General features: G+C 61.8%; 14 protein-coding genes. 7 read left to right on the top strand and 7 right to left on the bottom strand.

Annotated features, from left to right (window positions below):
• Positions 1-59: 59 nt before the first annotated feature.
• The 3 genes from OSC50_RS16890 to OSC50_RS16880 form a co-directional block, all read right to left on the bottom strand.
• Entirely contained in the window at positions 60-1,238 is a 1,179-nt protein-coding gene (locus tag OSC50_RS16890; RefSeq protein WP_181078029.1) for a vWA domain-containing protein, read from the bottom strand.
• Positions 1,238-2,083 (bottom strand): AAA family ATPase, encoded by an 846-nt coding sequence (locus tag OSC50_RS16885; RefSeq protein WP_003189627.1) that lies wholly within the window; start codon positions 2,081-2,083, stop codon positions 1,238-1,240. Before OSC50_RS16885 ends, OSC50_RS16890 begins: the two co-directional genes overlap by 1 nt.
• Positions 2,084-2,189: 106 nt before the next feature.
• Positions 2,190-3,266 carry a DUF748 domain-containing protein gene (locus OSC50_RS16880; RefSeq protein WP_266248464.1) on the bottom strand — a complete coding sequence of 359 codons (1,077 nt, stop codon included), beginning with the start codon at positions 3,264-3,266 and terminating at the stop codon, positions 2,190-2,192.
• Positions 3,267-3,391: 125 nt separating this feature from the next.
• Here OSC50_RS16880 and cysK point away from each other — a divergent pair, with 125 nt between their 5' ends.
• Both cysK and OSC50_RS16870 read left to right on the top strand, forming a co-directional pair.
• Positions 3,392-4,366: a cysteine synthase A gene (cysK, locus tag OSC50_RS16875; RefSeq protein WP_181078033.1), complete on the top strand. Its 975-nt coding sequence runs from the start codon at positions 3,392-3,394 to the stop codon at positions 4,364-4,366.
• Between the two features lie 127 nt (positions 4,367-4,493).
• Entirely contained in the window at positions 4,494-5,432 is a 939-nt protein-coding gene (locus OSC50_RS16870; protein WP_253511265.1) for an aspartyl/asparaginyl beta-hydroxylase domain-containing protein, read from the top strand.
• 53 nt (positions 5,433-5,485) lie between these two features.
• Here the strand turns inward: OSC50_RS16870 and acnA are convergent, their stop codons facing one another.
• The gene (gene acnA, locus OSC50_RS16865; RefSeq protein ID WP_266248467.1) at positions 5,486-8,227 is read right to left on the bottom strand and encodes an aconitate hydratase AcnA; all 2,742 of its coding nucleotides are present in this window, start codon (positions 8,225-8,227) and stop codon (positions 5,486-5,488) included.
• Positions 8,228-8,423: 196 nt separating this feature from the next.
• Here acnA and rlmM point away from each other — a divergent pair, with 196 nt between their 5' ends.
• Complete coding sequence (gene rlmM, locus OSC50_RS16860; protein WP_266248469.1) at positions 8,424-9,500, top strand: 23S rRNA (cytidine(2498)-2'-O)-methyltransferase RlmM; 1,077 nt, start codon at positions 8,424-8,426, stop codon at positions 9,498-9,500.
• Positions 9,501-9,633: 133 nt separating this feature from the next.
• Positions 9,634-9,879, top strand: coding sequence for a sulfurtransferase TusA (gene tusA / locus OSC50_RS16855; protein ID WP_034096464.1), 246 nt, complete (start codon positions 9,634-9,636; stop codon positions 9,877-9,879).
• Here tusA and OSC50_RS16850 read toward each other — a convergent pair.
• Positions 9,876-11,270 carry an MATE family efflux transporter gene (locus tag OSC50_RS16850; protein ID WP_266248472.1) on the bottom strand — a complete coding sequence of 465 codons (1,395 nt, stop codon included), beginning with the start codon at positions 11,268-11,270 and terminating at the stop codon, positions 9,876-9,878. The genes tusA and OSC50_RS16850 overlap by 4 nt on opposite strands.
• 140 nt (positions 11,271-11,410) lie before the next feature.
• On the opposite strand from OSC50_RS16850, the gene pdxB reads away from it, so the two are divergent.
• A complete protein-coding gene (pdxB, locus tag OSC50_RS16845) occupies positions 11,411-12,553 on the top strand; it encodes a 4-phosphoerythronate dehydrogenase PdxB (RefSeq protein ID WP_266248474.1) in 1,143 nt (380 codons plus the stop codon).
• Between the two features lie 58 nt (positions 12,554-12,611).
• On the opposite strand, the gene OSC50_RS16840 is transcribed toward pdxB, so the two are convergent.
• Positions 12,612-12,785, bottom strand: coding sequence for a PA1571 family protein (locus tag OSC50_RS16840; protein WP_181078044.1), 174 nt, complete (start codon positions 12,783-12,785; stop codon positions 12,612-12,614).
• 208 nt (positions 12,786-12,993) lie between these two features.
• On the opposite strand from OSC50_RS16840, the gene OSC50_RS16835 reads away from it, so the two are divergent.
• Complete coding sequence (locus OSC50_RS16835) at positions 12,994-14,802, top strand: ABC transporter transmembrane domain-containing protein (protein WP_266248477.1); 1,809 nt, start codon at positions 12,994-12,996, stop codon at positions 14,800-14,802.
• A gap of 132 nt (positions 14,803-14,934) precedes the next feature.
• On the opposite strand, the gene OSC50_RS16830 is transcribed toward OSC50_RS16835, so the two are convergent.
• Positions 14,935-16,863 (bottom strand): transglycosylase SLT domain-containing protein, encoded by a 1,929-nt coding sequence (locus OSC50_RS16830; RefSeq protein WP_181078048.1) that lies wholly within the window; start codon positions 16,861-16,863, stop codon positions 14,935-14,937.
• Positions 16,864-17,076: 213 nt separating this feature from the next.
• On the opposite strand from OSC50_RS16830, the gene OSC50_RS16825 reads away from it, so the two are divergent.
• On the top strand, positions 17,077-18,996 hold the full coding sequence (locus OSC50_RS16825; protein ID WP_253511287.1) for an ATP-binding cassette domain-containing protein: 1,920 nt from the start codon (positions 17,077-17,079) through the stop codon (positions 18,994-18,996).
• Positions 18,997-19,091 lie beyond the last annotated feature (95 nt).

Genomic DNA, 19,091 nt, shown 5'->3' with positions numbered 1-19,091 from the left:
TGGATGTCGGTGTACTTGTAGAGAGTATTTGCACCGCTTCCAATCTGTGGGACCGGGCATTATTTGGAGAGAAAGCGCATGCCTTCTTCCAGCCCGCGCAGTGTCAGGGGATACATCTGGTCCTCCACCAACTCCCGCACAATCCCGGTGGAGGCGGTGTACCCCCAAGTGTCCTTGGGATACGGGTTAATCCAGATCAGCTTCTTGTACTTGGCCATGAAGCGCTGCATCCACACATACCCCGGCTCTTCGTTCCAGTGTTCGACGCTGCCGCCGGCCTGGGTGATTTCATACGGCGCCATCGAGGCATCGCCGATAAAGATCACTTTGTAATCGGCACCGTACTTGTGCAGCAGGTCCTGGGTGGAGGTGCGTTCCGAGGTGCGGCGCTGGTTGTTTTTCCACACCGATTCGTACACGAAGTTATGGAAGTAGAAGTACTCCAGGTGCTTGAACTCGGTCTTGCACGCGGAGAACAGCTCTTCGCAGATCTTCACATGGGCATCCATCGAACCGCCGATATCGAACAGCAGCAGCAACTTGATGGTGTTGCGCCGTTCCGGGCGCATCTGGATATTCAGCAAGCCGGCATCGCGAGCGGTGTGATCGATGGTGCCGTCGATGTCCAATTCTTCCGCCGCGCCCTGGCGCGCAAATTTGCGCAGGCGACGCAGGGCGATCTTGATATTGCGCGTGCCCAGTTCCACCTGGTCGTCGAGGTTCTTGTACTCGCGCTGGTCCCAGACTTTGACGGCCTTGCCTTGGCGCTTGCCGGCGTCGCCGACGCGGATGCCTTCGGGGTTGAAGCCGCCGGAACCGAACGGGCTGGTGCCGCCGGTGCCGATCCACTTGTTGCCGCCGGCGTGGCGTTCTTTCTGTTCTTCCAGGCGTTTCTTGAATTCCTCGATCAGTTTGTCCAGGCCGCCGAGGGACTGGATCTGCGCGCGTTCTTCGTCGCTGAGGGAACGCTCGAATTCCTTGCGCAGCCAGTCTTCGGGGATCAGCGCCTGCAAGTGATCGTCGAGCTTTTCCAAGCCGTTGAAATAGGCACCGAAGGCGCGGTCGAACTTGTCGAAATGCCGCTCGTCCTTCACCAGGATCGCCCGCGCCAAGTAATAAAACTCGTCCATGTCGGCGAAGGTCACGCGTTGTTTGAGCGCGTTGATCAGGTCGAGCAATTCGCGCACCGACACCGGCACCTTGGCTGCGCGCATTTCATTGAACAGGTTGAGCAACATCAGCGATTACCGCGACGGCTCATGAACGCCAGACGCTCCAGCAACTGCACGTCCTGCTCGTTCTTCACCAGGGCACCGGCCAATGGCGGGATGGCCTTGGTCGGATCGCGCTCGCGCAGCACCGCCTCGCCGATGTTGTCGGCCATCAGCAGCTTGAGCCAGTCCACCAGTTCGGATGTGGAGGGTTTTTTCTTCAGGCCAGGGACTTTGCGCACGTCGAAAAACACGTCCAGCGCTTCGCTGACCAGGTCTTTCTTGATGTCGGGGTAGTGCACGTCGACGATTTTCTGCAGGGTGGTGCGATCGGGGAAGGCGATGTAATGGAAAAAGCAGCGGCGCAGGAAGGCGTCCGGCAGCTCTTTTTCATTGTTGGAGGTAATGATGATGATCGGGCGCTTTTTGGCCTTGATGGTCTCGTCGATTTCGTAGACGTAGAACTCCATCTTGTCGAGTTCCTGCAACAGGTCGTTGGGGAACTCGATGTCGGCCTTGTCGATTTCGTCGATCAGCAGAATCACGCGCTCCTCGGACTCGAACGCCTCCCAGAGCTTGCCTTTTTTCAGGTAGTTGCGCACGTCGTGCACCTTGTCCACGCCCAGCTGCGAGTCGCGCAGGCGGCTCACCGCGTCGTACTCGTACAGACCTTGGTGGGCCTTGGTGGTGGACTTGATGTGCCAGGTAATCAACCTGGCACCGAAGGACTCGGCCAGTTGTTCGGCGAGCATGGTCTTGCCGGTGCCGGGCTCGCCCTTGACCAGCAGCGGACGCTCCAGGGTAATGGCAGCGTTGACGGCCAGTTTCAGGTCATCGGTGGCAACGTAAGCCTGGGTGCCTTCGAACTTCATCGGTCATTCCTCGAATTCATCAATGCCCGGACTATACCGCGCGGCCCCGGCGACTGTGAACGCAGACGGGCTATTCAGTCTCTGAATGGCCGGTCACGCCGAGCGCTCAATCGGCACTGGGCTTGGGCTGTTCATAGCGGGCATTGAATGCCTGGATGAACCCGTTGCGCAAAATGGCAATCACCGCCGAAAACGCGCTGACATTTTGCTGGTGCACGCTGCCGCTCAACTCGACGCGGGTGGCGAACTGGTCTTTGCGCTGGTTCTTCAATACCGTTTCGCTGGCGCCCACCACGGCCTCCCAGATCGAACGGAAGATGTTTTTGTCTTTGTTTTCCACGTCCTGCTGCCAGTCGAACACTTCCACATCCCGCAGTAACGGCTTGATGTAGCCGGACAGCTGGCCTTTTTCGGCCTGGGCTTCAATGACCAGGTCGCCGGTGCCTGCCTTGAAATCGAACTTGCCATAGGCCGAGGCGAAATCGTTCATGCGCTTGAGCTGCAAGTCGCGGGCACGGAAGCGGAATTCGAAGTCTTCGAAATCGCTCAAGGGGTCGAAGGTGGCGTTGGCCTCCAGCGGGGCCTGGCCCAGCAGCAGTGCTTTACCTTCAAAGCGCGCATCGCGCCTGCCCTCGGTGTCGACCACGTTGGTCAGGTTGTAGAAGCTGGCGTTGACCCCGGTGGCATTGATGTTCACCGCCGGTTTGGAATTGAAGTTATGGAAGGCGATCTTGCCGTCTTCGATGCGCACTTCGTTGAGCGTGATCGGCAACAACTTGCCCAATTGCTCGCGCCAGTCGGTGCCTTTACCGGTCTGGGACGCCTGTTTGTTGGCGCCGCCGTCGACAAAGTTGATTTCCGGCCGCACAAAGTGGCCTTCGGCGACAACGGAATGGTCGTACCACAGCGAATGCCAGCTCACCGCGAACTCGATCAGCGGCGCCTTGACGAACGGCACCGGCACCTTGCCGTCCACCTTGACGATCTGCAGGCCGTTGATGCGGTACGCGCCGCGCCACAGGGCCAGGTCTACGTCGGCGATTTCGCCACGGTATTCGCCCATATTGGCGAGCTTGTCATTCAGGTAGTTGCGTACCAGGTAGGGCAGCGCGATGTTCAGGGCGATCAGCACCACCACCAGCCCGGCGATGGTCCATAGCGGCCAACTGTAGCGACGTTTCATGGGGCAGTTCTCCTTGCTCGTAAGCAGATGGACTCCCGCGCCGGCCTCAACGTTCCTCCGACTGGACGCCCCGGAAGACCAGGCATACCCTTGAAACCTTTCGCAACCGCCCAATAGGACCCGCCATGAGCCGCATTTTTGCAGATAACGCGCACTCCATCGGTAATACGCCCCTGGTTCAGATCAACCGCATCGCCCCGCGCGGTGTGACCATCCTGGCCAAGATCGAAGGGCGTAACCCCGGTTACTCAGTGAAGTGCCGCATCGGTGCAAACATGATCTGGGACGCCGAAAGCAGCGGCAAACTCAAGCCGGGCATGACCATCGTCGAACCCACCTCCGGCAACACCGGCATCGGCCTGGCGTTCGTCGCCGCGGCCCGTGGCTATAAATTGCTGCTGACCATGCCGGCGTCCATGAGCCTGGAACGGCGCAAGGTGCTCAAGGCCCTCGGCGCCGAGCTGGTACTGACCGAGCCGGCCAAAGGCATGAAAGGCGCTATCGAGAAAGCCGGCGAGATCGTCGCCAGCGACCCGGCCCAGTACTTTATGCCGGCCCAGTTCGAAAACCCGGCCAACCCGGCGATCCACGAAAAAACCACCGGCCCGGAAATCTGGAACGACACCGACGGCGCCGTGGATGTGCTGGTGGCGGGCGTGGGCACTGGTGGCACCATCACCGGGGTGTCGCGCTATATCAAAAATATCCAGGGCAAGCCGATTCTGTCGGTGGCCGTCGAGCCCATCGGTTCGCCGGTGATTACCCAGACCCTGGCCGGTCAGGAGGTCAAGCCCAGCCCACACAAGATCCAGGGGATCGGCGCCGGCTTTGTGCCGAAGAACCTCGACCTGTCGATGGTCGACCGCGTGGAACTGGTGAGCGACGAGGAATCCAAGGCCATGGCCCTGCGTTTGATGCAGGAGGAGGGGATCTTGTGCGGGATCTCCTGCGGTGCCGCGATGGCGGTGGCGGTGCGGCTGGCGCAGAAACCGGAGATGCAGGGCAAGACCATCGTGGTGGTGCTGCCGGACTCCGGCGAGCGCTACCTGTCGAGCATGTTATTCAGCGATCTGTTCACTGAGCAGGAAAACCAGGCTTGATGCAGGTCAGCTGGTCGGTCCGGGCCTTCTGCATAATGGCGCAACTGTTTATCATGGCCGGCTGCTACGTCTGGCATCCCGCCCAGGGGGTGCTGTCGGCCAGACGCTTATTTCCAGGAGTTGCCGCATGACCTTTTCTCTGACCGCCAAACTGTCGGTGCTGCTGTTGTTTATCGGCAGCACGCTGTACGTGCACCTGCGCGGCAAGGCCCGTTTGCCGATGTTGCGCCAGTTTGTCAACCATTCGGCGCTGTTCGCCCCGTATAACGCCCTGATGTACCTGTTTTCGGCGGTGCCGTCCAAGCCGTACCTGGACCGCAGCAAGTTCCCGGAACTGGATGTGCTCAAGGACAATTGGGAAGTGATCCGCGAAGAGGCCATGCACCTGTTCGACGAGGGTTACATCCGCGCCGCCGAAAAGAACAACGACGCCGGTTTCGGTTCGTTCTTCAAAAAGGGCTGGAAGCGTTTCTACCTCAAGTGGTACGACAAACCGCTGCCGTCGGCCGAGGCGCTGTGCCCGAAAACCGTGGCGTTGGTGAGCAGCATTCCCAACGTCAAGGGCGCGATGTTCGCGCTGTTGCCGGGCGGCAGCCACCTCAACCCGCACCGTGACCCGTTCGCCGGCTCCCTGCGCTATCACTTGGGCTTGTCCACGCCCAATTCCGACGACTGCCGCATCTTTGTCGACGGCCAGGTGTACGCCTGGCGCGACGGTGAAGACGTGATGTTCGACGAAACCTATGTGCATTGGGTCAAGAACGAAACCGAGCAGACCCGCGTGATCCTGTTCTGCGACATCGAGCGTCCGCTGAGTAACCGCCTGATGACCCGTGTCAACCGTTGGGTCAGTAAGCAGCTGGGCCGCGCCACCGCACCGCAGAACCTCGACGACGAGCGCGTGGGTGGGATTAACCAGGCGTATGCCTGGAGCAAGCGTTTCAGCGATAAGTTCAGTGGCGTGGTCAAACAGTGGAAGCGCAAGCATCCGAAGGCTTACCGCATTGCGCGACCGGTACTGGCGGTGGTTGTGCTGGTGCTGCTGTGGAAGTGGCTGTTCGGCTGATCGAACAATCTGTGGGAGGGGGTGCCCCCTCCCACATTAGATCTCCTATGTTCTTAGGAGGCGATCAATTGGCGTAGCACGTAGTGCAGGATGCCGCCCGATTTGAAGTATTCCACTTCATTGAGCGTATCGATCCGGCACAGCACTTCGACCTTCTCCGTACTGCCATCCTCCCGAGTAATCACCAGCGTCAGGTTCATACGCGGCACGATCTCCACGTCGCTCAGCCCCAGGATATCGATCTTCTCCTTACCGGTGAGTTTGAGCGCCTTGCGGTTCTGGTCCAGCTTGAACTGCAACGGCAATACGCCCATGCCCACCAGGTTGGAACGGTGGATACGCTCGAAACTCTCGGCAATCACCGCTTTGACACCCAGCAGGTTGGTGCCCTTGGCCGCCCAGTCGCGGCTGGAGCCGGTGCCGTATTCCTGCCCGGCGATCACCACCAGCGGCGTGCCCGCGGCCTGGTATTTCATCGCGGCGTCGTAGATCGCCATCTTCTCGCCAGTGGGGATATACAGCGTATTGCCACCTTCCTCGCCGCCGAGCATTTCATTGCGGATACGGATGTTGGCAAAGGTGCCACGCATCATCACTTCATGGTTGCCCCGGCGTGAGCCGTAGGAGTTGAAGTCACGCGGTTCCACGCCCTGTTCGCGCAGGTAGCGGCCGGCGGGGCTGTCGATCTTGATATTACCGGCCGGGGAGATGTGGTCGGTGGTCACCGAATCGCCCAGCAGCGCAAGCACGTTGGCGCCCGTGATGTCTTTGATCACTGGCAACGGGCCGGCAATGTCATCGAAGAAGGGTGGGTGCTGGATGTAGGTCGAGTCCTTCTGCCACACGTAAGTCGCCGCCTGCGGCACTTCAATGGCCTGCCACTGTTCGTCGCCGGCAAACACCTCGGCGTATTCCTTGTGGAACATGCCCGTGTTGACCTGGGCCACGGCGTCGGCAATTTCCTGGCTGCTGGGCCAGATGTCCTTGAGGTAGACCGGGTTGCCCTGCTGGTCGTTACCCAACGGCTCGCTGCTGATATCGATGCGCACGGTGCCGGCCAGGGCGTAGGCCACCACCAGGGGCGGCGAGGCCAGCCAGTTGGTTTTTACCAGGGGGTGCACGCGGCCTTCGAAGTTGCGGTTGCCCGACAACACCGACGCGACGGTGAGGTCGGCTTTCTGGATGGCTTTTTCGATCGGCTCGGGCAACGGCCCGGAGTTGCCGATGCAGGTGGTGCAGCCATACCCCACCAGGTCGAAGCCGAGCTTGTCCAGGTACTGGGTCAGGCCCGCGGCCTTGTAGTAGTCGGTGACCACTTTGGAGCCGGGCGCCAGGGAGCTTTTGACCCACGGTTTGCGCGTCAGGCCTTTTTCCACGGCCTTTTTCGCGACGAGGCCGGCGGCCATCATCACGCTGGGGTTGGAGGTGTTGGTGCAGGAGGTGATCGCGGCGATCACCACGGCGCCGTTTTTCAGGCGATAGGTCTGACCTTCGAAGTCGTAATCGGCTTCACCCACGAGGTCGGCATTACCCACGGCGACACCGCCGCCGCCTTCGCTTTCCAGGCGGCCTTCTTCTTTATTGGTGGGCTTGAATTGCAGGTCGAGGAAGTCGCTGAACGCCTGCCCGACATTCGGCAGCGCCACCCGGTCCTGCGGGCGTTTCGGCCCGGCCAGGCTGGCCTCGACGCTGCCCATGTCGAGCGCCAGGCTGTCGGTGAACACCGGTTCCTGGCCAGCGTTGCGCCACAGCCCCTGGGCCTTGGTGTACGCCTCGACCAGTTTCACCGTTTCTGTCGGACGGCCGGAGAGGCGCAGGTAGTCCAGGGTCACTTCATCGACCGGGAAAAAGCCGCAAGTGGCGCCGTATTCCGGGGCCATGTTGGCGATGGTGGCGCGGTCCGCCAGGGGCAGGTCAGCCAGGCCGTCGCCATAGAACTCGACGAATTTACCCACTACGCCTTTCTTGCGCAGCATCTGGGTCACCGTCAGCACCAGGTCGGTGGCGGTGATGCCTTCCTTGAGCTTGCCGGTGAGCTTGAAGCCGATCACTTCGGGAATCAGCATCGACACCGGCTGGCCGAGCATCGCCGCTTCCGCTTCGATACCGCCCACGCCCCAGCCGAGCACGCCCAGGCCGTTGATCATGGTGGTGTGGGAGTCGGTCCCCACCAGCGTGTCGGGGAAGGCATAGGTGCGGCCGTCTTCGTCCTTGGTCCACACCGTGCGGCCCAGGTATTCGAGGTTGACCTGATGACAGATACCGGTGCCCGGCGGCACCACGCTGAAATTGTCGAACGCGCTCTGGCCCCAGCGCAGGAAGGCGTAGCGTTCGCCGTTGCGCTGCATTTCGATGTCGACGTTCTGCTCGAAGGCATCAGCGTTGCCGAACTTGTCGACCATCACCGAGTGGTCGATCACCAAATCGACGGGGGACAGCGGGTTGATGCGCTGCGGGTCGCCGCCGGCCTTGGCCACGGCGGCGCGCATGGCGGCAAGGTCGACCACGGCGGGTACACCGGTAAAATCCTGCATCAGCACGCGGGCGGGGCGGTACTGGATCTCACGGTCGGACTGGCGCTCTTTGAGCCAGGCGGCGATGGCCTTGAGGTCGGCGCCGGTGACGGTCTTGTTGTCTTCCCAACGCAGCAGGTTTTCCAGCAGCACCTTGAGCGACATCGGCAGCTTGTCCAGGTCGCCCAGGCTCTTGGCGGCTTCGGGCAGGCTGAAGTAGTGATAGGTCTTGCTGTCTATTTCGAGGGTTTTAAGGGTTCTCAGGCTATCAAGCGATGACATGACACGACTCCTTATGGTCCGCACGGCCACGGACCTGACGGGACGAACAGAGCTATCACGTTAGCCCTGTTTTGATTAGCAGGCTAATAACTGGACTCTATGGTTAAGTCCAAGGTTCCGAACTCGGCTATCATGCGCGCGTTTTCATGACCGGCATTGCGATAGCGCAATGTCGGTCGAGTCACCAGGAGAGTTGATGAACACCCTTTTTATGCACTGCCGCCCAGGGTTTGAAGGCGAAGTCTGTTCCGAGATCGCCGAGCTTGCCGCGCGCCTGAACGTATCCGGCTACGCCAAGGCCAAGCCCGGCAGCGCCTGCGCCGAATTTGTCTGCACCGAAGAAGACGGCGCCCAGCGCCTGATGCACGGCCAGCGTTTTGCCGAGCTGATCTTCCCGCGGCAATGGGCGCGTGGAGTGTTTATCGACTTGCCGGAAACCGACCGCATCAGCGTGATCCTTGCCCACCTGCGCGAATTCCCGGTGTGCGGCAGCCTGTGGCTGGAAATGGTCGACACCAATGACGGCAAAGAGCTGTCGAACTTCTGCAAGAAATTCGAAGTGCACCTGCGCAAAGCCCTGCTCAATGCCGGCCGGCTGGTGGATGACCCGAGCAAACCGCGCCTGCTGCTGACCTTCAAGAGCGGCCGCGAGGCGTTTATGGGCCTGGCCGAATCGAACAATTCGGCGATGTGGCCGATGGGCATCCCGCGTTTGAAGTTCCCACGTGAAGCGCCGAGCCGCTCCACGCTCAAGCTGGAAGAGGCCTGGCACCACTTTATTCCTCGCGATCAATGGGACGAGCGCCTGCATGGCGACATGACCGGCGTCGACCTCGGTGCCGCGCCCGGTGGCTGGACCTGGCAATTGGTCAACCGTGGCATGCTGGTGACCGCCATCGACAACGGCCCGATGGCCGAGAGCCTGATGGACACTGGTCTGGTGCAGCACCTGATGGCCGACGGTTTCACTTTCGTACCCAAGCAGCCGGTGGACTGGATGGTCTGCGACATCGTCGAGAAACCCGCGCGTAACGCGGCGCTGCTGGAGACCTGGATCGGCGAAGGGTATTGCCGCGAGGCGGTGGTCAACCTCAAGTTGCCGATGAAACAGCGCTATGCCGAGGTCAAGCGCCTGCTGGAGCGCATCGAGGAAGGCTTCAAGGCGCGTGGCATTCGTGTGGAAATCGGCTGCAAGCAGCTGTACCACGACCGTGAAGAAGTGACGTGCCACCTGCGTCGGTTGGAAAGCGTAAAGAAACCCAAGGCCCGCTGACTCACCGCTCAGAATGTGGCAGCGGGCTTGCCCGCGAAAGCGGTATAACTGTCGAAATTTATGTTGAATGTGCCCGCGTCTTCGCGAGCAAGCCCGCTCCCATAAAAGATCGGGTTGGTTTTAGGAGTGAAATATGAGTCTTGAATTGCCCGTCGACGCCACCCTCGACGCCACCGGCCTCAACTGCCCGGAACCGGTGATGATGCTGCACCAGCACATCCGTGACCTGCCGGCAGGCGGCTTGCTCAAGGTGATCGCGACCGACCCGTCGACCCGCCGCGATATCCCCAAGTTCTGCGTGTTCCTGGACCACGAACTGGTGGAGCAGCAGGAGCAGGCCGGTACCTATCTGTACTGGATCCGCAAGAAAGCCGATTAGCCCCGTGCCTTGTCGGCCCGAATGCGCCGGCGTGCACTGCGCGCCAGGCGCACCAGCAGCATCCCCGCCGCACAGCTCAAGCCTACGATCAGCCCTTGCCACAAACCGCTCGGGCCGCTGGGTTCGCCGAGCCAATCGGTCAGCCCCAGGGCGTACCCCACCGGCAGCCCCACGCCCCAATAGGCGAACAGCGTCAGTACCATGGTCACCCGCGTGTCCTGGTAGCCGCGCAGCGCACCGGCGGCGGTGACCTGGATCGAGTCCGAGAACTGGAACAGCGCTGAGAATACGATCAGCGTGGACGCCAGGTGAATCACCACCGGGTCCGGGGTGTAGATACTTGCGATCTGTTCGCGCAACAGCAGCATCAGGCTGCAGGACAGGCAGGCGTACGCCAATGCCGTGCCCATGCCGACCCCGGCGGCGAAACGCGCTTCACGCGGCTCGCCACGTCCCAGGGCCTGGCCGACGCGCACGGTGACCGCCATGCTCAGGGAGTAGGGGATCATAAACACCAGTGAACTTACGTTCAGCGCGATCTGATGCCCCGACACCACGGTGGCGCCCAGGCTGCCGAGCAGCAGGGCGATTACCGCGAAGATGCTCGATTCGGCAAAGATCGCCACGCCGATCGGCAGGCCAATGCCCAGCACGCGCTTGATCACCGCCCACTGCGGCCAGTCGAAGCGTTTGAACAGTTCGCTGCTCTGGTAGGCGGCGCCCCAGCGCGTCCAACCGGCCAGGCCGAGCATCATCACCCACATCGCGATGGCCGTGGCCCAGCCGCAGCCCACGCCGCCCATGGCCGGCACGCCAAAATGACCGTAGATGAAGATGTAGTTCAGCGGAATATTCAGCCCCAGGCCGACCAGGCCCATGACCATGCTTGGCCGGGTGCGGCCCAGGCCGTCGCTGAAGCAGCGCAGCACGTAATACAGCGCCACCGCCGGCATGCCCGCCGCGATGCCATGCAGGTAGCCCATGGATGGCGCGATCAGGTCGGGTTCGACCTTCATCGCATGCAGGATCGGTTCGGCGCACAGCAGCAACAATGCGCCGATGGCCCCGACGACCACCGCCAACCACAATGACTGGCGTACCAACGGGCCGATCTCACTGAACCGGCCCGCTCCGTAACGCTGGGCGACCTTCGGCGTGGTGGCCAGCAGCGTGCCGGTCATCAGCAGGTACACCGGGATCCAGATCGAATTGCCCAGGCCCACCGCCGCCAGATCCTGCGGGCTGACGCGTCCGGCCATCACCGCGTCGACAAAGCTCATGGCGGTGGTCGCCAGTTGGCCGATCATGATCGGCAGCGCGAGCGTCAGCAGGTCGCGCACTTCCCGGCTGATGCGGGCGGGGCGGGTGAGGGGAGCGGTGGCAGTGTTCACGTACAGGTGTCCAGTCGAGAGGTGCGCAAGGACCGCGGATTCTACGCCTTGACGCAACGGTCAGGAAAAAACCTGTGTTAGGGATTTGTAAGCGATGCCCGCGATCCCTGTACACTGCCTGTCCGCCAAAGGAGCCCGCCATGCTGATTGTTGCCGACGAAAATATCCCCCTGCTCGACGCATTCTTCCAAGGGTTCGGCGAGATTCGCCGTGTGCCCGGCCGTTCCATCGACCGCGCGACCGTCGAGCAGGCCGATGTGCTGCTGGTACGCTCGGTGACCAACGTCAACCGCGCTTTGCTTCAAGGCACATCGGTGCGGTTTGTCGGCACCTGCACCATCGGCACCGACCATTTGGACCTGGATTACTTCAAGCAGGCCGGTATCCAGTGGGCCAGCGCCCCCGGCTGCAATGCCCGCGGCGTCGTGGACTATGTGCTGGGCAGCCTGCTGACCCTGGCCGAGATCGAAGGTGTGGACCTCACCCGGCGCACCTACGGTGTGGTCGGCGCCGGTGAAGTGGGCGGGCGCCTGGTTCAGGTGCTCAAGGGCCTGGGCTGGAATGTGCTGGTGTGCGATCCGCCGCGCCAGATCGCCGAGGACGGCGACTACGTCAGCCTGGCGCAGATCATCGAGCAGTGCGATGTGATCAGCCTGCACACGCCGCTGATCAAGTCCGGCAACGGCTCTACCTGGCACCTGTTCGACCGTCAGCGTCTCAACCAGCTCAGGCCCGGCGCCTGGCTCATCAACGCCAGCCGTGGCCCGGTGGTGGACAACGCCGCGCTGCGCGAGGTGCTGCTGGCGCGCGAAGACCTGCAAGCCGTGCTGGATGTGTGGGAAGGCGAGCCTGAAGTCGACGTGGCACTCGCCGACCTGTGCGTGCTGGCCACGCCGCATATCGCCGGTTACAGCCTGGACGGCAAACAACGCGGCACGGCGCAGATCTATCAGGCGTTTTGTGCCCATCTGGGCCAGGCACCGAGCATTCAGCTGAGCGATCTGCTGCCGCCTCCGTGGCTGGCCGAAGTGCACCTGAACCCAGTCACGGAGCCGGCCTGGGCGTTGGCGACCTTATGTCGCAGCGTGTACGACCCGCGCCGTGACGACGCGGATTTTCGCCGTAGCCTGGTCGGCACGGTGCAGGAGCAGCGCCTGGCCTTTGACCGGCTGCGCAAACATTACCCGCAGCGTCGCGAGATCGAGGGGCTCAAGGTGCGGTTCAACGGCGAGTCGGCAGAGCTGGCGCGCATTGTCAATGCCTTGGGCGCCCAACAGCTGTAGGAACGTGGCGCATAAAAAACCCGGCCACCGGGGCCGGGTCTGAAAGAGCGTGGGCGTTTCAGCCTTGCTGGGCAGGCTTGACCAGTCGCTGTTCCAGCTCGCTGCAGGCGCGCTGGATCATTTCTTCGGTAATCTGCACTTCGTCACCCTTGGCGTCGATGTACGAGCAAGGCAACGCCTGTGGCTGGCGGATTACGTCAATCTTGGCATCGCTGCTGTGTTGCAAGGACATGGCCTGTCTCCTCATCAGGTTGTGTACCTACTTTAATTCCCCCGCGTGACCGAGCTATTACAACTCCTTACAAGATCACCGGTTCGAACGACCAGTCCACCAGAAACCGCCAAGGATTTCCAGCCGGGCGTTAGACCGATAGCATCTAGTGGCCAGTATCGGCGGGCATAATTAACCTGACTCATTGTTATTCGCCCAAGTTCCCCCCATGTGGGTGTGTACAGGTTCCTCATCGGTGACACCCTCCATGCTCTCAGTCCGACAACGCCGCGCGATTCGCCTGGCCAGCCGCTTCATTGCGCCCTACCGCTGGCAGGCCTTCGGTGCCCTGGTGGCGCTGATCGTCACCGCCGGCATTACCCTGTCCATGGGGCAGGGTATCCGTCTCCTGGTGGACCAGGGTTTCATGACCCAGTCACCGCACCTGCTCAACCAGTCCATCGGCCTGTTTATGCTGTTGGTTGTGGGGCTGGCGGTCGGCACCTTCGCGCGGTTTTATCTGGTGTCGTGGATCGGCGAGCGAGTGGTGGCGGACATTCGCCGGCAGGTGTTTAACCATTTGATCTATCTGCACCCCGGTTTCTACGAGAACAACCGCAGCTCGGAAATCCAGTCGCGGCTGACCACGGACACCACCTTGTTGCAGTCAGTGATCGGCTCGTCGCTGTCGTTGTTCCTGCGCAACGCGTTGATGGTCATCGGCGGCATCGTGCTGTTGTTTGTCACCAACCCCAAACTCACCAGCATCGTGGTGGTGGCACTGCCGCTGGTGCTGGCGCCGATCCTGATCTTCGGTCGGCGTGTGCGCAGCCTGTCGCGCCAGAGCCAGGACCGCATCGCCGACGTGGGCAGCTATGTGGCTGAGACCCTCGGCCAGATCAAGACGGTTCAGGCCTACAACCACCAAGTACAGGATGAGCAGCGTTTTGCCGTCACCGTCGAACAGGCGTTCAACACCGCGCGCAAACGCATTGCCCAGCGTGCCTGGCTGATTACCCTGGTGATCATGCTGGTGCTCGGTGCCGTGGGCGTGATGCTGTGGGTCGGTGGCATGGACGTGATCAGCGGGCGCATCTCCGGCGGCGAACTGGCGGCATTCGTGTTCTACAGCCTGATCGTCGGCAGCGCCGTCGGCACCCTGAGTGAAGTGCTCGGCGAGCTGCAGCGCGCCGCCGGTGCGGCGGAACGCATCGGCGAGCTGTTGCAGTCGAACAACGAAATCCAGGCGCCCGCCACGGGCCTCGTAACGCTTCCAGAACGGGTCAGTGGCCGCATGGAGCTGCAGGATCTGCGTTTTGCCTACCCTTCGCGGCCGGACAGCTACGCCATCGATGGCCTGAACCTGACCGTCAACACCGGCGAAACCCTGGCGCTGGTAGGCCCCTCCGGTGCAGGTAAATCGACGCTCTTCGACCTGTTGCTGCGCTTCTACGACCCCCTGCAGGGCCGCATCCTGCTTGAAGGCCAACCGTTGACCAACCTCGATCCAACGGACCTGCGCCGCCACTTCGCCCTGGTATCCCAGAGCCCGGCGCTGTTTTTCGGCAGTGTCGAGGAGAACATCCGCTACGGTAACCCGGATGCCACCCGCGAGCAGGTCGAAGCCGCCGCTCGGATCGCCCACGCCCACGACTTCATCCTGCAAATGCCCGACGGCTACCAGACCCACCTCGGTGATGGCGGCCTGGGCCTCTCCGGCGGCCAGCGTCAACGCCTGGCCATCGCCCGCGCGCTGCTGGTGGACGCGCCGATCCTGCTGCTGGACGAAGCCACCAGCGCACTCGACGCCCAAAGCGAACACCTGATCCAGCAAGCGTTGCCGCAGTTGATGCAGGGCCGTACCACGCTGGTTATCGCGCATCGGTTGGCGACGGTGAAGAACGCTGATCGCATCGCCGTGATGGACCAGGGCAAGCTGGTGGCGGTGGGCACCCATCAGCAGTTGATTGCGAGCAATCCACTGTATGCGCGGTTGGCGGCGTTGCAGTTCAGTGATGGGGAAGAGTCGGCCAGTTAGGCGATTGTTGGCGGTGATCAGCTCCCCTGCCACAGGATGGGGAACGTGTGGAATCGACCCTCCATAAAAAATGCCCGCATGGTCCAATGCGGGCACTTATCTTGGCGCTTCAGCGGGCGACTGCTTCAGCGTTCACTGATCATCAAAATACCGCTCATGCCAATCCACCAACGGCTGCGGCGAGTTGAGCTTCTGCCCGTAGATCACCGAATAAGACAGCACGTTCTGCACGTATTGGCGGGTTTCGTCAAACGGGATGCTCTCCACCCATACGTCGAAACTCAGGTGATCGGCCCCGCGCAGCCACTGGCGTACTCGGCCGGGGCCGGCGTTGTAGGCGGCGGAGGCGAGCACGCGGTTGCCATTGAACTGGCTGTGCACTTGGCTCAAGTAAGCGGCGCCCAGTTGGATGTTTTTATCCGGGTCCAGCACTTGGGCCGGTGAGGCCAGCGGGATGCTGAACTTGCGCGCGGTGTCCTTGGCGGTGCCGGGCATCAGCTGCATCAGGCCGCTGGCGCCGACGCCGGAGCGGGCGTCGTCCATGAAGGCGCTTTCCTGGCGGGTAATGGCGAACACCCAGCTTGAATGCAGCCCCCGTACCTTGGCCTCACGCACCAGGGTGTCGCGGTGAGCCATCGGGAAACGAATGTCCAGGTCGTCCCAGTACTGCGCCTGGCTGATGGTGCGGATGGCCGGGAAGTACCACTTCATGTCGTAGGCCAGCTTGGCCTGGGCGACCATTTCGTCGCGGTTGAAATGACGGCTGACGTGGTACCACTCGCGGCGCCCGTCGACCACCTGGCCTCGCGCATAGAATTCCAGGGCGCGGCGTACGCCGGGGGTGTTGCGTACCTTGTTGACCAGCGCCTGGCTCATCAACAGTGGCTTGTTTTTCAACTGGTAGGGGGCCTTGGAGCGATCGGCGGCAAGGAAACCGTAGAAATCCCGTTCCTGAGCCAGATTTTTATACAGCACCAGCGCTTGCGGGTTTTTCGGCTCGGCCAGCTCCAGGCTGCGGGCCTGCCAGTAGCGCCAGCGGTTGCTGGTGGCCAGGTCCTGCGGGAGTTTGCGGGTCAGCTGGTAGGCATCTTCCCAGCGAGCCAGACGCAGCAACAGGCGCAGGCGCCATTCGGAAACGGTGTTGTCGCGCAGCTCCGGGTCGTATTGGGTCATTACTTCAAGCGCGCGAGGGTCGAAGCGTTTGGCCAGGGTCAGCCCGATTTCGCGGGCGATCGCCACTTTTTCGTCACGTGAGAAGTGCATGCTGCTGGCATAGCCATCCAGCAGCGCCATGGCCTTGTCCGGGTCTTGACGGGCCAGGCGACGCAGGCCCAGGCCCACGGCGTCGGACATCGCCTCGGTGGCCGGCAGGAAGCGCGACGGGTCGCTGAGCATGTCCGGCTTTTGGGCCACGTCCACCATCAGACGCCCTTGGGCGCCGAGGGTCGGCAGAGTTTTCACCAGGCTGTTGGCCAGGGCGTAGTTGCGTGCTTCGGCGGCCAGCTTGGCGCGGTCCCAGATTTTCTGTTCGGTAAGTTGGCCGTCGGCGGCCCATTGACCAAAGGTGACATCGCAGGCGGCCGGCTGGGATTTGCCGGTCATCCACAGTTTTTCGGCGGTTTTGTAACCTTCCGCCTTCAAGTTGTGTGTGAGCTGGTACTGGCCGTGCAGGCAGTCCAGTTCAACGAAATTGAGTTTGGGGTCGTAATACTTTTCAAACGTCTGCCAGTCGCCCCGATCGGCCAGCCAGCGCAACCAGCGCAACTTCATCCAGTTGGCCTGGGGCAGGTCGCCGTTCTTGGCTAGGAACTGTTCGATTTCCTCGTTACTGGCGGTCTTCAGGCGTGCGGTCAGCTCGTCGTAGGCCAGATATGGCGTCAACGGGTAATCGGCCAGGGCCTGGCTGTATTGCATGTAGGGGCCGGTATCGCCTTTGGCCAGGGCGCGTTTGGCTTCATCGTAATATTGACGTTGGGTGGTGAGGTCCACGGCCTGGGCGGATTGAACGGCGGTGGCGGAAAGAAGCAGACAAGATAAAAAGTTGAAAAGGCGACTGCGCATGAGACGTCCGTGCAAAGAAATCACGACTAGCACCGGCACCGCCGACACTGATTGCCCCTAGCTTAGCCTTTTGCCAGCGGCCGGTGAAAGCTTTGCCGGGCGCTTCCTGCAAGTTCGCCGGAAATGTCCTACAGAACGTGTCGGCAGCGAAAATGCCGGCCGCATCCCACCCTCAACTCAGGTAGAATGCGCGCCCAGTTTTTGGAGAAGCGTATGACCCTGCTCAAATTCAGCGATGTGTCCCTTGCTTTCGGCGCTATGCCGTTGTTGGACAAGGTGTCCTGGCAGATCGCCCGTGGTGAGCGGGTGTGCATCATCGGCCGCAACGGCACCGGCAAATCCAGCATGATGAAGCTGGTCAAGGGCGATCAGAAGCCCGATGACGGCTCCGTGTGGCGCGCGCCGGGCCTCAAGATCGGCGAATTGCCCCAGGAACTGCCGGTGGCCGACGGACGGACTGTGTTCGACGTGGTTGCCGAAGGCCTGGACGGTGTCGGTGAGTTGCTTGCGCAATACCATCACCTGGCGCAGAACTGCGTCACCGAGGAAGACCTGGACAAGCTGATGCATGTCCAGCAGGACCTTGAAGCCCGTGACGGCTGGCGCCTGCAGCAGTTGGTGGACAGCACCTTGAGCCGCCTGCAACTGCCGGCCGACAAGACCCTCGCCGAATTGTCCGGCGGCTGGCGTCGCCGCGTGCTGCTGGCCCAGGCGCTGGTGTCCGAACCCGATCTGCTGCTGCTCGACGAACCGACCAACCACCTGGACATCGGCGCCATCGCCTGGCTGGAAGAAGCCCTCAAGGATTTCCAGGGTGCGGTGCTGTTCATCACCCACGACCGTTCCTTCCTGCAGAACCTGGCGACGCGCATCCTGGAACTGGATCGCGGCGGCCTGATCGATTGGAACGGCGACTACGCCAGCTTCCTGGTGCACAAGGAAGCCGCGCTGGCCGCTGAAGAAACTGCTAATGCGTTGTTCGACAAGAAGCTGGCCCAGGAAGAAGTCTGGATTCGCCAGGGCATCAAGGCGCGCCGCACCCGTAACGAAGGTCGCGTGCGTGCGCTCAAAGCCTTGCGCGTTGAGCGCAGCGAACGTCGCGAGCGTACCGGCAAGGCCAATATCCAGTTGGATACCGCCGACAAGTCGGGCAAGCAGGTGATGGTGCTGGAGAACGTCAGCTTCCATCACCCGGACGGCCCGTTCCTGATCAAAGACTTCTCCATGGTCCTGCAGCGCGGCGACCGTATTGGCCTGCTCGGCGCCAACGGTACCGGCAAGACCACCTTGCTCAAGCTGATGCTCAATGGTCTTAAACCGACCAGCGGCACGGTGGAAGAGGGCACGCGCATCGATGTGGCCTACTTCGACCAACTGCGCCATCAGTTGGACCTGGAAAAAACCGTGATCGATAACGTGGCCGAAGGCCGTGACTTTATCGACATCGACGGTCAGAGCCGCCACGTGCTGAGCTACCTGGGCGACTTCCTGTTCAGCCCGCAGCGAGCACGTACCCCGGTAAAAGCCCTGTCCGGTGGTGAGCGTGCGCGTCTGCTGCTGGCCAAGCTGTTCAGCAAGCCGGCCAACCTGCTGGTGCTCGACGAACCGACCAACGACCTGGACGTGGAAACCCTTGAACTGCTGGAAGAGGTGCTGTTGACCTTCAACGGCACTGTGCTGATGGTCAGCCACGACCGGGCATTCCTCGACAACGTGGTGACCAGCACGCTGGTGTTCGAAGGCGAAGGTAAGGTGCGCGAGTACGTCGGGGGTTACCAGGACTGGCTGCGCCAGGGCGGCTCTGCGCGTCTGCTGGGCGTGACCGAAAGCAAATCCGGCAAAGCCGACCTGACCTCCGCTGTGGTGGCTCCGGTGGAAGCTGCTGCCCCGGTGCAGGAAGCCGCACCGGCCGCCAAGAAGAAACTCAGCTACAAGCTGCAGCGTGAGCTGGAAGCCTTGCCCGGTGATATCGATGCCAAGGAACAGCAGATCGCCGCGGTAGAAGCGCAAATGGCTGACGCGGGTTTTTATCTGCGCCCTGCGGCGGAAACCGCCAAGGTCATCGCTTCGCTGGAGACGTTGAATCAGGAGTTGGAGGCGTTGGTCGAGCGTTGGGCTGAATTGGATGCCTGATTGATCTACAGGCCATAAAAAGCCCGGTGTTCATCTGATGAGCACCGGGCTTTTTCATATGAAATACGGTTTAAATGGGGGAGGGGGCACGTCGC

This window comes from Pseudomonas quebecensis, assembly GCF_026410085.1.
Taxonomy (GTDB): domain Bacteria; phylum Pseudomonadota; class Gammaproteobacteria; order Pseudomonadales; family Pseudomonadaceae; genus Aquipseudomonas; species Aquipseudomonas quebecensis.
Note: the sequence above shows the minus strand (reverse complement) of the source record. Positions and strands in the feature narration are given on the sequence as shown.

Excerpts from the sequence above, each read along its gene's own strand:
- OSC50_RS16890 (WP_181078029.1), bottom strand. The coding sequence starts at position 1,238 with ATGTTGCTCAACCTGTTCAATGAAATGCGCGCAGCCAAGGTGCCGGTG.
- OSC50_RS16885 (WP_003189627.1), bottom strand. The coding sequence starts at position 2,083 with ATGAAGTTCGAAGGCACCCAGGCTTACGTTGCCACCGATGACCTGAAA.
- OSC50_RS16880 (WP_266248464.1), bottom strand. The coding sequence starts at position 3,266 with ATGAAACGTCGCTACAGTTGGCCGCTATGGACCATCGCCGGGCTGGTG.
- cysK (WP_181078033.1), top strand. The coding sequence starts at position 3,392 with ATGAGCCGCATTTTTGCAGATAACGCGCACTCCATCGGTAATACGCCC.
- OSC50_RS16870 (WP_253511265.1), top strand. The coding sequence starts at position 4,494 with ATGACCTTTTCTCTGACCGCCAAACTGTCGGTGCTGCTGTTGTTTATC.
- acnA (WP_266248467.1), bottom strand. The coding sequence starts at position 8,227 with ATGTCATCGCTTGATAGCCTGAGAACCCTTAAAACCCTCGAAATAGAC.
- rlmM (WP_266248469.1), top strand. The coding sequence starts at position 8,424 with ATGAACACCCTTTTTATGCACTGCCGCCCAGGGTTTGAAGGCGAAGTC.
- tusA (WP_034096464.1), top strand. The coding sequence starts at position 9,634 with ATGAGTCTTGAATTGCCCGTCGACGCCACCCTCGACGCCACCGGCCTC.
- pdxB (WP_266248474.1), top strand. The coding sequence starts at position 11,411 with ATGCTGATTGTTGCCGACGAAAATATCCCCCTGCTCGACGCATTCTTC.
- OSC50_RS16840 (WP_181078044.1), bottom strand. The coding sequence starts at position 12,785 with ATGTCCTTGCAACACAGCAGCGATGCCAAGATTGACGTAATCCGCCAG.
- OSC50_RS16835 (WP_266248477.1), top strand. The coding sequence starts at position 12,994 with ATGTGGGTGTGTACAGGTTCCTCATCGGTGACACCCTCCATGCTCTCA.
- OSC50_RS16830 (WP_181078048.1), bottom strand. The coding sequence starts at position 16,863 with ATGCGCAGTCGCCTTTTCAACTTTTTATCTTGTCTGCTTCTTTCCGCC.
- OSC50_RS16825 (WP_253511287.1), top strand. The coding sequence starts at position 17,077 with ATGACCCTGCTCAAATTCAGCGATGTGTCCCTTGCTTTCGGCGCTATG.